Genomic DNA, 12,301 nt, shown 5'->3' with positions numbered 1-12,301 from the left:
ATTATAGAATCATACAACACTAATTCCTTAATTCAATACCATGAATTCGGGAATTTAATACCTATAAATTAGTGAGATAAAACTATTTTCTTCTCAGTCGAAAAAAGTTAAAAATAAAAGTATTTGATTCTAGAATCAAACACCTCCAATTACAGAATCAGACATCAAAATCCCAATAAATCATAGGCTTACACTATTTTGACAAAAACAAATACTATTGTAGTTAATTCCAGATTTACACACTATGAATTCAGGAATTTAGTACTCCAAAAAATGCAGTTTTTAAACAATTATTTCAACTAGAAAAAAGTTAAAAAGTATAGTATTTGATTCCAGAATCAAACACCTCCAATTACAGAATCCAACACTGTAAAACCCAATAAATTCAGTTGTTTACATTGTTTTGGAAAAAGCAAATAGTAGAGTAGTAAATTCCCGAATTTCACACATCAAATTTAGAAATCCATCACTTAAAAACGGGTATACATATTTACTTATGTTCTATAATTATTCCATTTTCCGAAAAAGAAAATGTCCGTTCTTCAAAAATGGATTTCATTAGTAACCACACTTTGTCGACAATAGTATATTTTAAATTACGATCGTCATCGCTTTCAGTTATTTGACCAGTAAATAGTATTTCGTCTAAATCTACTTTTTCTCCGGTTTGTCGATTCAGTAACTTACTCTCTGGAATTTTATACTTTCCAATTAACGGCTTAGTTTTATCATTTAGACGATTAATTTGTTTTCTAAAATCATTTACGTAATCATAAAAGGCAACCTGATTTCCGTTTTTAAGTATAATGGTAAAGTCAAAACAATCGAATTCGTGTTTAATTTCAATTTTCCTATTGTCACCTATGTCAATACTTGTTATTTCTGGTCGCGTCCTATGTATCTTGATGTTCAAATCAAGAGTTGCAATATCAATTTGATGACTATTACCCTGCAAGTCTTTCTCTTCATATTCCCGAAGGTGAACTATACCTATATTCGTATGTTTTGCATATTGAATACCATCACGGGTGAAACCGCTTTTCGAAACAATAATTCCTTTACTGATTCCGGTATCTTCAAGTATCTGTACCAGTTTCATAACAACATCCTTGTTTACCTTTTCCTTCCGATATTTACATTCTATGGCAGTTTCATAAGTGTGACTACCATCAGTATGCGATGTAATGACATCAATTTGATGGCTGACTCCAGATTTACCTTTTACAATGCAAGTACTACCATAACCCTTTATAGTAACTCCGGATTGCATACCTAAAGTCTCATAGATATATTTTGTAATAGATTCGTAGGTTTTCCAATCTAAGGTATTTGTTACAGACATGGCAGTTTATTTAAAATGTATATTGTGGGCTTCCATTAAATTTCTGTTTGCATAAGGTACTGCAATTACACCCCTATCGCAATCAGCAACTAAAAAATGAGATATTCTTAAATTGCTAATATAATATCTCTATCACTTATGAAACATTTCTTTAATGTAATAAGGATTAGAATTTATCTTTATTAAATCACTATTAATCTGTTGAATAGCTGTTTCTCTGTCCGTTATGTGTATTCTGTTTAATAGATTATTATTTGAATTAGCATAATCTAAAATTCGCGTTCCAGATAATCTTTCAACAATATATTCCATGCATTCTACTAAATTTTCGGTAACGGATAATTCCTTACCATAATTATAAACAGAAAGAGATTCAAGAGCTAACTGTTCTATAATTGTGTTTTCAATAAGTAAACTATTCTTGTCTCTGTAAGATCTTAAGACCTTAATTAATTCCCTAATTTTAGGCTTGTTTCTAAGTAGATTTTTTTGAATATCAATGTTTGTTTTAAAAGTTGTTCCTTTTTGCCAAAAAAATGGGCGACGAATGTACAAATTTAAGTTTTTATCTTCTTTATAGTTTCCAATTTCTCTACCATACACTACATCAACTTTATGAACACCTTCATTTCCTTGAAATATCAAACTTGTAGCTTTAGTTCTTTTTATCACTTCAGCTTCTCCTTCAAATAAATCTTCTATTGTATCATGAATATCATTTGATAAATTTCGCATATTACCGAAATGGTTATCTTTTTTAACAGGCATGACTATATCAGAGTCATAGGTATTGGTAATGGCTATCTTTTTACTTAATGAGCCAACAGTTTCAGGGTAGCATACAAGTTGATCTGAAAATTCATTATAAAGTTTGTCTTTAACTCCTTTAGTTATTGATTTTAATTCCTGCAATTTCATATGGTTTAAATTTGGATTCTCTTCTCTTACCAAATTTTTCAGAAAATTATCGCTAGAAAATTCTTTCTTACTCTCTTCTCCAAATTCCCATTTATAAACTTCATTGCCTACAATTCCTCCTATGACTCCAAAAACGGTTATTTTCTTGAATGCCTGAAGTCCATTATAATTTTCCCAAGTCATCTTTTGACCAATTCGCTTAAGCTTTTCCTTTTGTTGAAAATAATCAATAAGCCCAACAATTCCTGCTGCTACAGCAACTCCATTAAAAATATATTTGTCTTGTTTTCTCATAATTACAATTTTATTCAGGATGTTCACCTCCGCCTAACCATTTATCAGTAGCATGCCAGACTTCATAATAGTATAACCATAAAGAAGTCCATGGAATAATTGTATCGCTAATATACATTTTCCTCGTAAATTCTGAATATTTAGGCATAAATAAGCATAATGTTTCCTGCGAATACATATGTGGTATTTTCTCTCCTTTTTCATTTTTTACCAAAACTGGATTAAGTACCCGAATTTGAATTGGTTTCAAAATATGGTACTTAATCTCAATAGTGTATGTTTCACTTCGAGGTGTAGGCTGTAATGTCCCCACTGCCTTAAATTGATAAGAATCAAAACTTACATTCCAATCAGGATATTTCACTCTAATAGCATTTACCTGTTGTACAATTGTTTTGTTTCTGTTTAGGTTTTTAATCCGCGTCATCACCAAAAAAAGTATTTGCTTTAACCGATGTGGTTGTAGCTGCTCCAATTCCGCCAATTATTCCTGAACTTCTATTGATCCCTAATTGATTTGAATTTCTGGCTTTCTCAATAATATCTGCTTGCGAAATTTGTGCCCTTGAATACAAATCATCACCAAATAAACCTTTAAGTATGTGCCCTTCAGAAATAATTCCGTTATCCTTTTTGAGTTCCTGCCACTGCTCATATAAATGCTCACAAAATGCTCGGAATGCTTCATAATATCTCGGTTCTTTTTCCCATTTATCTGTAAAGTCTTCTTCAGAATTTACAGGATTTAAAACCTTAATTCTCGTTGAATTATAAAATGTATGCTGACGAATCTGATTTATAATATTTTCAACGGCTAGAAAAATACTTTCCTCTCCATTGTAATTGAGACCAGCAATAGTTGTTAAAACAATACTTGAAGTTTTAAAAGTATCATTATCCTGAAAATAAATATCTCTATACCTTTTAATCAATTGCACGGCACGTTGAAGAGGTTTTTTATCCTCATAGTCATTGGATGGTAAATTTTCAGCTCGTAATGCTTTTTCCAATAAGCTAATCTTAACTGTATTGGATTTATCCAAAAACCATTTGGCATACCCCCTAGGATTAGAACTTACCCAACAACCTAACAGTCTGTCTGGAATTCGCAATTTATCTTCATCCCATTCATTTTCTTGAATGCCGGGCAGGATATCCATATGAAAATCTCCTGAATAGTTCAAGCGGATACATCTGTTCTTCAATTCCATTTTTTCTTTATAAATAGAATGTTCAGAAAGTCGTCTTTTTAGTTCAGAATATATTTTTTCAGGAGTATGGTTGCTCCATTGTATTTTCAAATGTAAAGCAATATCCAAATCAAACTCATCTTTACCTATGGGTTTTACAGTCGTCTTGATTCTAACAGAACCATGTGGATATAGTTCGTATTTAAATGGTTTGAAAAACAGTTCATCTGCTTCAATCCATTTTTTTATTGCTTCATAATGCTGAATCATTAATTCATAACGCGTTTTATCCAGTTGCAAAGATTCAGCCATCCTGTCGAGTAAGTCGTCCAACTGCACGTATTTGTTTTGAAATGGTATCATTTTGGTAATATTTTAAATGTGTGAGGTAATATTCTAACTCCTGAATTTGTTGCTCCCTTTTTAATTTCTTCTGCTGTTACAAAGGCTATACTTTCGTTAGTAATTAAATCTTTTATCGCCTTTTTTTGAGCATCAGTTTCTAAGCGTAATTCAAATATGTCTGCATGTCTAAATTGATCAATAGGATAGTCATCTGTCTTGAGTATGCCTTCTTGGTGTTCACAGATATATGCGTATTTGATATGCCTAAAATGTTCTGCTGGTAACAGACCAGGTTCTATTAATTCTTCAAAAAACTCACGCCAAGGATCAATCTCTCTATTTTTTCTACTATTAAACCATTTGAAGAATTCAACTAGTTTTTTACGTTTATTAACTATTATTCTTAAATCGTTCTCAGTATCATTATCACGAGGAACATTATTGCAGGGTGTTATTCCTAGGCTGTCAAACAGCTCTCGATTTTCTTCTTTAAAGTATTTATAAGCACCGCCTACAGGTTGAAAACCTACAAAATCTTTCTTATGTCGTTTTATAAGCATGTACTTTCCATTGTCTTCAATCCTGAACAGATATGCTACCGTGACACGAACGGGTTTATTATACTTCCATATTTTGGTTACCAATAGTTTCCACTTTTTTTTGTTTTCATAAATGAATACTATAAGTTCAATTGCACTTGCAATAACAAGACCTAGAGCAACTTTAAAAATTGTACTTTGCACGTCACCACTAGAGAGAAACAAACAAGAGAGCAACCCTACACAGCCAAGAACAAAACTTATTTTTCCTTTAACATTCATTTGCTCTAGCCTTTAGGTGGAAAATTATCTTTACCATAGGTGTTTCGTTCTCGTATTTGCCCATTTTCACTATGAATAAACATTTCTGAACCTTGATTGATTGCAATATCCCTTGCAATCTTTATAGCTTCTTTTTGTGTTGAAACTATTTTTGTAACCTTTTCGTTACCCGCCCCTCTTACTGCCCAGTCGTCTCCTTTAGGAACAACATGTTGATTTTTACCTTTTGCCATTTTACTTTAGTTTTAATTATTTTAGCCTCAAATATTTAAGTGCCTTTTTGTTATTTAATTTTTATTATTTTTACATTGCTTGAAATCATTTAGTAATAAATGCTATTAAGTTTTAAAAATTTACCACGAGATGGTATTTTTTTTTATTTGAATAGCATTTTATATATATAAGGCTTTATGGAGGAGATAAAAGTTATTGCTTCTGACGAGCTGTTAATGGAACAGCTAAGTAATCGTGACTGGGATAAATTCTGGTTGCGGTTGATGGGTCGATGTGCATGGATATTACGTAAGCGTTACGAAGTTAAATGGCCAAATGATGAACTAAAGACATTTTCTCGGGATGCAATAAGTGAAGTTATAAACCAAATCTTTATAAAAAGGAGTCGAAAGTGGAATATTGACCACTATCAAGATTTTGAAGATTTTATTATTGGTGCAATTGACAGTCATATAAACAACACATTAAAGAAGTCAAAAAAAGAAATAAGTGTTGACGATGAAAATCTATTGTCTGCTGAAAATCAAGAATTTGACCATTCAATAGACCAGATTATTATTGGCAAGGAATTGAAAAATCAGCTCTATAAACTATTAGAAGAAGCCAACGCAACGGATGACGAGTTACTTATATTTGAATGTTTATGTGATGGTATAGAGAAACCAGAAGATATACGGTCAACTATTGGACTTAATGAAGATGAATTTCATAATGCGTGGAGACGGTTCAAAAGAAAAAGAAATACAATAAAACAAAAATTAGCAGCGAATGGATACTAATAAAAAAAACAAAACCATTTTAGATAGATTGGATAAAGTTGAATTAGAGTTGCTGCAGCATGATACGGAATATGCTAAGCAGTTTCTAATGGAAGAGGGCATTGATCCTGATAAAGAAATTGAGTTCTCAGGGCAATTCATGAAAAAAATCCGATTTATGGCATTAGGCATGTCTAATAAGCAACGTGATTTAAAACTATTAGATGTTGCATTCGATAGGTTAAAAGAAGTGTTAAAAGAGAATTCGGAAAGAGCATCTGAAGCATTAATCAATTTACTACATGCAAAAACACCAGCTATTCATTACAGAAAATTAGAAAGTTGGTCTGATGATGAAATTCGAGATGTATTATCCGATGTTGACTTAATTCAACTAATCGAAGAATTAAAAAAAGAAAAGTAGTTTCAATGTCAAAAGGTAAGTTAGCAGCACAAAGATTAATGAATGACTGCGGTATAGATGATCCGACAGAAATCCCATTGGACTTAATTGTCTTTGGTAGAGGTGCCACACTTGTTGAAAAATCATTAAAAAACTCTGAAGGAAGAATCGTTTTCGGGAAAAATTCTGCTATTATTACAATAAACTCTGATATACCTTATGAAGGCAAAAAACGCTTTGTTACCGCACATGAATTGGGTCATTTTGAAATGCATCGAAATGTAATTACGGTTCATAACGATACTGATGCTACTTTGGAGTTCTTTAAAAATGGTCATCAGGAAACCGAAGCTAATGAGTTTGCCTCTGAACTATTAATGCCTGAACACTTATTCAAAAAGGAATGTGACGGTAAAAAATTCAGCCCTGATTTACTCAGACAGCTTTCGGATAGATTTAAAACCAGTATCACTTCTGTAGCATATAAATACTTTGAATTAGGATCTCATCCTATATGCTTATTTTATTCACACAACAATAAAGTTTTGTATTGGAAACGTCCGGATAATTATCCTCATTTTATCAATGACAGAACAAAACTAACTCCTCCAGACGATTCAGTTGCCACTGAGTTCTTTGAAAAAAGAAAAATTTATTCAAAAGAACAAAGCAAACAGCCTATTTGGAAATCAACATGGTTCGAATTAAAAAATTGGGAAAATGATAACAATTTCAAATTTTTTGAATATTGTATAATTACACCTACCTATAATACTGTTTTAAGCATAGTTTGGGAAGAATTATAATAACTAATTTCTAACTTAATGTACAGTTCATAATGTATTATATTTCTTATCTGGCAAAAAGTGGCAAATACTATATATCCTACTTGCTTGATTAACAATTGTTTTCTAAATTATTGTTATCTTATCTGGCAATTTCTGGCAATTTTTAATTTAATTGAAAAAATATTTCTATCCGGCAATTTCCGGCAACAAACATAAAACAATTATAATGCTAAAACCTTATGCTATATTGCTTTATGGCACGACTTAATTATCTTATCCGGCAACATCCGGCAACTTTTTTCTAGTTTTTGAATACTTTGTTTGGGGACCATCTCCAATTTTTTTAAGCCAACCACCTTCAGTAAGCTTTTTAAGATCCATCCTAGCAGTTCTTTCTTTAATATCTCCCATAAAAAATTCCATGTAGTCTTCACTAGTATAAACGTTATCTGGATTCATCTCAGAAAGAAAATTAATCATGCGTTCATTTATTTTTATTTCTTCTTTAACTCCATACATGGTAAGTTTTGTATAGCCACTTTGAAATGTCCATTCGGGAGACTTTAAACCTAATTCATCAAACTGTTTTTTAATAAGTGAAAGTCCACGCCCCAACTTTTCCATTTTACCTCGCAAGAAAAACATATGAGCAATAGTTGGATTTCTTAAAACGGAATGATGGGATTCAATTTTATTTTTTTTCGTAATAATATCAGAAGGAATTTCACCTGAATTTATGATTTCAATTTTGTCCTTATGTATATTGATAGTTATTTCTCCAGACATATCACCATAATCGCGATGCACCATTGCATTAACAATGGCTTCGTCTAGGGCTGCAAAAGGATATTTTTGTCTGTCTTGTCTAATGGGATTGTCAGATTGAAACTCACTAATTACAGGGGTGTTCTTGTAAAAATAATCCATCACTCTTTTAAAAGAAACAAATAGATTGTCTTCAATTATTTCAATATCGCTGAAACTATCTCCAGTAGGTCCTTCGGGCATATTAGTTATTCGAATGCGACACTGGGTAAAAAACTTTGTTGGTTCTTTACCATAAAGAATTGTAGCACCGTTTTTTATTGCGGTGTAGTCAATCAATTGAAAATAGCTCAAAAAATCCTTAGGTGCTTCAGGTAATGATTTTGTTTTTCCAAGATTCCTTGCAGCTAAGATTGTTTCAGATATTTCATTTTCACTTAAATCTACATATTGAGCATCAACAGTTGTAAGCTTTTCCCATGAAGAAGTATACTGATTAGACGACCTTAAAATTAAACTCACATCGTCTGGATTGGCTTCTAATGTTTGATTCTTTTTTCTAATAAAATATTTATTCAAATAAGAATAAGGTTGTCTGGATCCTTTTAATACATTGAGTAATACAATTGATTTATCATTAATTGTTTCTAACTGCACGTAAACTAAGGGTTGAGGAAAAATACGCTCTAAAGCTTTTTGTTTTAATTCCTTAACGTTTTGCTCAGTAATATTAGGTAGACCGATAACTTCTTTTTGATTATAACCTACAATAATCCAACCACCTTCTGTATTTAAAAAAGCACAAATAGTCTTCAAAATAGCTTCTTCATTCCAACCTACTTTAAACTCAAGCGAATTATTCTCTTGTTGGTCGATGAGTTCTTTTATAAATGATTTTGCACTCATATTAAATTTCTTTTGACTTATCAATTAATTTTTGAATACGTTCCGGATATTTGAACTGACTTTCAAGATGCATTTTGATATCATCGTAGTTTATATATTCTTGAACCCAGTTTCCAGTTCTTTTTGAAACAGGTCTTTCTTTATCCTTTATTGCCTGATTATACATTCTGATACAACGTGAGTCCATCACATCACTATTCTCAAATGAAATTTTATCAAAATCAATTCTTTTAGCAGTAGAATCTTCAATGACAAATGAATCCCTGAATAATGCTCTTGTAAAAACTACTCGATAATCAGCTAATACAAAACGAGGAATATTTCGCTTAAAAGCAGTTTCAAATTCAAAATGGGTGATTGATTGTCCACCTTTTTCTAGTACACCCGAACCATAATTAGGCCGAATAAAACCTATGAAAACATCACATTCATTGACTGCGTTCACACAATTATCTAAATTGGATTGAGAACTATCTAACAGAATAGTGCCCATATGAGACATGCAAACGTCATATCCATAACTATCTAAAAGCTCATAAACTTGTTTTAATACATGCTCAAAATTGTAAACTGTTGAAGCAACAAATACACGTATATGATTCCTTTTTGCTATCATAATCGAATCTTAGCTATTCATCTCTTTTTAAAGTAGATTTATTTTATTTTTGAAATACAAATTTAAACTAAATTAACATATTAATTTTAAGTTTTAAATATTCACAAAAAAAGATGCCTAAGCATCTCTATTTCTTCCTATTCCTCCAACTATCATTCCGTTTATACCCATTCCGTTACTCATAAATCCAACCTCTTATGTAGAGACCCACAACCCAAGCAACAACAAAACCTAAAATTTTATACCATTCCATTCATCAAAAATAGAACAGAAACAAAAAGTGAAGTAGTGCTAAAAGGCTTTAATCCTGATGTGACAAGTAATTATCCTGATGTGACAAGTTGGTAATATAAAAAAAGATCCATAAATTTTAGACTGCCCTCAAAAAGTTAGACACTAATTGGGGGCGGTTTATTAAACATCTTTTTTCTGAGCCATTGCAATTAAGTTTTGCTTACATGATTGTTAAAAAAAACATAAATTGATTTGTGATTTCTAATTTAATCTTTAGTTTGCGTAGATAAAATTCTTACATATTTTTATTTAATATGTTAAGGAGTTTAGTCGAAATATCTGTTTTATAAATTTAACTATTAAAACTATTTTATTATGAAAATCGGAAAAATTTTTCTTTTAATGTTCGCAATCTCAATTTTCTCATGTTCCTCTGAAAATGACACTGTTGAATCAGAATCTCTTTCTAATTCTGAGCAAAACACAAATTTTGAGGCAAGATGGCCTTCTAGTGGTAGTGTTTCGGTTCATTGGGAAATTGGTAGAAAATCTAGAGATTGTGATGGTATTGGAATATGCAGATATACAAAAACAATAATTAAAATTGATCCAATTACTGTAGACTTAAGTCAATTAAGAGCAACTAATACTTTTTATGGTGAAGCTATAAAAATAGACAGCGATAGTCTGTTAGTAGTAGTTGATCCAACAAGCAGAATATATATAAATGAGTTTTTTGGAGATGATAGTATCATTTTTGAAGAGGATACTGAATTTAATTTTTCTGATTTAAGTTTAGGTTTTGATAATTTTAATGTAAAGGCTGGAACTTTTCCAATTTTATATGATGAAGAGACCAAACAGTATGGTTTCATCCTTGTTAACAGTAAATAAATAGACATGAAATTTTTCCTAGCAACTATAGTTAGCTTTTTTAGTTCTATTGCAATTTGTCAAAAAGTTGATATAGAATTTAAGATTGAAAATCAAAATTCCTTAATTGAATACCTTGATAAAAAAAAGGTTGACTACACATTGGATGATGTAGCAATACTTAAGGACATAAAAGTATTTGGTGATTATGGAAAAACAGAACGATTAGTTGTGCCAGAAGCTTATTTTTTTAATAAAGAAGGGTTCTTAATTAAGAATAAAAAGAAAGGAATTAGCTGTGGTGCTACAATTAAAGATCTGTCAAAAATACTAAAAAGCAAGTACGATTCTAATCAAAAAATAACAACTTGGATGAATGACTTTAAAATCCTTGGAAAGAATGATCTATTATCCGAGGATTACGATATTTATATTTTGATAAATTGGGCAATTTTTCTTGACTCGAATAATGAAATTTCATTTAATTGGTATAAATCATTAAAAAGCAACAAAGATTTAAAGATTAAAGTTATTTTAATAAATTTAGATGTGCAGGAGAGTTGGAATTTAACTGAAGGGCAGAAAATTTTTTTAGGAGTTTAGTTTAAATATTATTCTCTAAATAGAATATAAGCAGATTAGCAATAAGATGTTTATATTCTATTTTTTTTTAATATTAAATTGGATTGTAATTATTTAAAGAATAAAAAATTATCAATCGATCAAAACACATAATATATTTAATAAAAAAGATATTTAAACATCTAATCCTTTAATTTTTCTATAAATGTAACACAGTTGAACAATCATAAAAGCATAAGTTCTATCATTATCCCATTTTTTCATTTTAAAAATTTTCAATTTGATTATCAATGATATAAAAAAAAGATGCATAATTGTTGCATCTTCTTTCTGGGTATTTGTTTTTGGGTAATATTTTAAAGAACTTCCTTTTTGATTTAATAATTTACTTCTTTATCGTTTCTTTTTCCCTTTATTTAAAAATTCATCCATAATTGATATTCCATATATTTTTTCAAACTCAAGAAAAAATTCTGATAAGGGCATACCTTCTTTTTGACAAATACTATTTATTGTCGATAATGGAATATTGTACCCATCTGGAACAAGAATTTTTGTTATAGTTGAGGTTGCTAAATTACAATCTTTAGCATATTGCCTTCTTGTAACTTCTTTACCTTTTGAATCAAGTCTATTTAAAATCCATTTTTTAGATATGAAATTACAAACATGCTTATTGATAAGTATATTTCTGTTTGATCCATTATCATTCGTGTTTTTTTCCAGCATCTTTTCTTTAACAATTTTAACAAAATAAGAAAATTAGAATAAAAAAAGTGTTCGCTAAAGCGAACAATAATTATTTTTTATTATATTTGTATAATTCTAATCAAAAGGATTAGTATTTTTGCGATTCTTCAAAAAAAAACATTGAAGCATTCGCTTAGAATCTCGTTTCAGAAAACTGGTAATTTTTAACACACGAGGTAATAAGTATGATGCTCACGTCCTATGGCGTGGGCTCTCTTATTCGTGTGTAGGGTATACCAGTACCTCTGAAACGTTTAAGTTGAGTTCCACGCTTTTTTTATTTCCCCAATCGGTACTCACTTCATTCTTAGCACTGCTTTTTTCAAAAAGTGTCGCAATAGGTCTCATCAATTAATTTTTAGTTAGTGGGAAAGATGCCGCTCAGCCTTGGCTGCAACAAGCACGGGCGGCATACTTTCCTTAACCACAAAACCAATTGCCTATGATATAAAAAGAAAAGCCAAACTCAGCACTCAGTATCA

General features: G+C 30.6%; 15 protein-coding genes. 5 read left to right on the top strand and 10 right to left on the bottom strand.

Annotated elements, in window-relative coordinates:
- Positions 1–490 precede the first annotated feature (490 nt).
- From B3L86_RS00485 to B3L86_RS00460, 6 genes are all read right to left on the bottom strand, one after another.
- Complete coding sequence (locus B3L86_RS00485; RefSeq protein WP_291113772.1) at positions 491–1,342, bottom strand: restriction endonuclease; 852 nt, start codon at positions 1,340–1,342, stop codon at positions 491–493.
- Positions 1,343–1,474: 132 nt separating this feature from the next.
- Positions 1,475–2,554: a hypothetical protein gene (locus tag B3L86_RS00480; protein ID WP_291113769.1), complete on the bottom strand. Its 1,080-nt coding sequence runs from the start codon at positions 2,552–2,554 to the stop codon at positions 1,475–1,477.
- 10 nt (positions 2,555–2,564) lie between these two features.
- Complete coding sequence (locus B3L86_RS00475) at positions 2,565–2,981, bottom strand: hypothetical protein (protein ID WP_291113766.1); 417 nt, start codon at positions 2,979–2,981, stop codon at positions 2,565–2,567.
- On the bottom strand, positions 2,968–4,107 hold the full coding sequence (locus B3L86_RS00470) for a nucleotidyltransferase (protein WP_291113763.1): 1,140 nt from the start codon (positions 4,105–4,107) through the stop codon (positions 2,968–2,970). Before B3L86_RS00470 ends, B3L86_RS00475 begins: the two co-directional genes overlap by 14 nt.
- On the bottom strand, positions 4,104–4,910 hold the full coding sequence (locus tag B3L86_RS00465; RefSeq protein WP_291113760.1) for a hypothetical protein: 807 nt from the start codon (positions 4,908–4,910) through the stop codon (positions 4,104–4,106). The genes B3L86_RS00470 and B3L86_RS00465 overlap by 4 nt, the downstream gene beginning before the upstream one ends.
- Before the next feature lie 5 nt (positions 4,911–4,915).
- Positions 4,916–5,143: a DUF2188 domain-containing protein gene (locus B3L86_RS00460; RefSeq protein WP_291113757.1), complete on the bottom strand. Its 228-nt coding sequence runs from the start codon at positions 5,141–5,143 to the stop codon at positions 4,916–4,918.
- A gap of 177 nt (positions 5,144–5,320) precedes the next feature.
- On the opposite strand from B3L86_RS00460, the gene B3L86_RS00455 reads away from it, so the two are divergent.
- The 3 genes from B3L86_RS00455 to B3L86_RS00445 are packed head-to-tail and all read left to right on the top strand — an operon-like array spanning position 5,321 to position 7,111.
- Positions 5,321–5,923: a hypothetical protein gene (locus tag B3L86_RS00455; RefSeq protein WP_291113754.1), complete on the top strand. Its 603-nt coding sequence runs from the start codon at positions 5,321–5,323 to the stop codon at positions 5,921–5,923.
- A complete protein-coding gene (locus tag B3L86_RS00450) occupies positions 5,913–6,326 on the top strand; it encodes a hypothetical protein (protein ID WP_291113751.1) in 414 nt (137 codons plus the stop codon). The genes B3L86_RS00455 and B3L86_RS00450 overlap by 11 nt, the downstream gene beginning before the upstream one ends.
- Before the next feature lie 5 nt (positions 6,327–6,331).
- A complete protein-coding gene (locus tag B3L86_RS00445; RefSeq protein WP_291113748.1) occupies positions 6,332–7,111 on the top strand; it encodes an ImmA/IrrE family metallo-endopeptidase in 780 nt (259 codons plus the stop codon).
- 255 nt (positions 7,112–7,366) lie between these two features.
- Here B3L86_RS00445 and B3L86_RS00440 read toward each other — a convergent pair whose 3' ends face one another.
- Together B3L86_RS00440 and B3L86_RS00435 are read right to left on the bottom strand one after the other, a co-directional pair.
- Positions 7,367–8,764, bottom strand: a complete 1,398-nt coding sequence (locus B3L86_RS00440) for an RNA-binding domain-containing protein (protein ID WP_291113745.1) — start codon at positions 8,762–8,764, stop codon at positions 7,367–7,369.
- A gap of 1 nt (position 8,765) precedes the next feature.
- The gene (locus B3L86_RS00435; RefSeq protein WP_291113742.1) at positions 8,766–9,380 is read right to left on the bottom strand and encodes a DUF4062 domain-containing protein; all 615 of its coding nucleotides are present in this window, start codon (positions 9,378–9,380) and stop codon (positions 8,766–8,768) included.
- Positions 9,381–9,989: 609 nt separating this feature from the next.
- Here B3L86_RS00435 and B3L86_RS00430 point away from each other — a divergent pair.
- The gene (locus B3L86_RS00430; RefSeq protein WP_291113739.1) at positions 9,990–10,508 is read left to right on the top strand and encodes a hypothetical protein; all 519 of its coding nucleotides are present in this window, start codon (positions 9,990–9,992) and stop codon (positions 10,506–10,508) included.
- A gap of 6 nt (positions 10,509–10,514) precedes the next feature.
- The gene (locus tag B3L86_RS00425) at positions 10,515–11,090 is read left to right on the top strand and encodes a hypothetical protein (protein ID WP_291113737.1); all 576 of its coding nucleotides are present in this window, start codon (positions 10,515–10,517) and stop codon (positions 11,088–11,090) included.
- A gap of 372 nt (positions 11,091–11,462) precedes the next feature.
- Here the strand turns inward: B3L86_RS00425 and B3L86_RS00420 are convergent, their stop codons facing one another.
- Positions 11,463–11,798: a hypothetical protein gene (locus tag B3L86_RS00420; RefSeq protein WP_291113735.1), complete on the bottom strand. Its 336-nt coding sequence runs from the start codon at positions 11,796–11,798 to the stop codon at positions 11,463–11,465.
- A gap of 237 nt (positions 11,799–12,035) precedes the next feature.
- Positions 12,036–12,167, bottom strand: coding sequence for a hypothetical protein (locus tag B3L86_RS00415; RefSeq protein WP_291113733.1), 132 nt, complete (start codon positions 12,165–12,167; stop codon positions 12,036–12,038).
- Between the last annotated feature and the right edge of the window lie 134 nt (positions 12,168–12,301).

The organism is Flavobacterium sp. UBA6135 (genome assembly GCF_002428305.1).
Lineage (GTDB): Bacteria > Bacteroidota > Bacteroidia > Flavobacteriales > Flavobacteriaceae > Flavobacterium.
The sequence above is the reverse complement of the archived record's forward strand: the minus strand, read 5'-3'. Positions and strand labels throughout refer to the sequence as shown.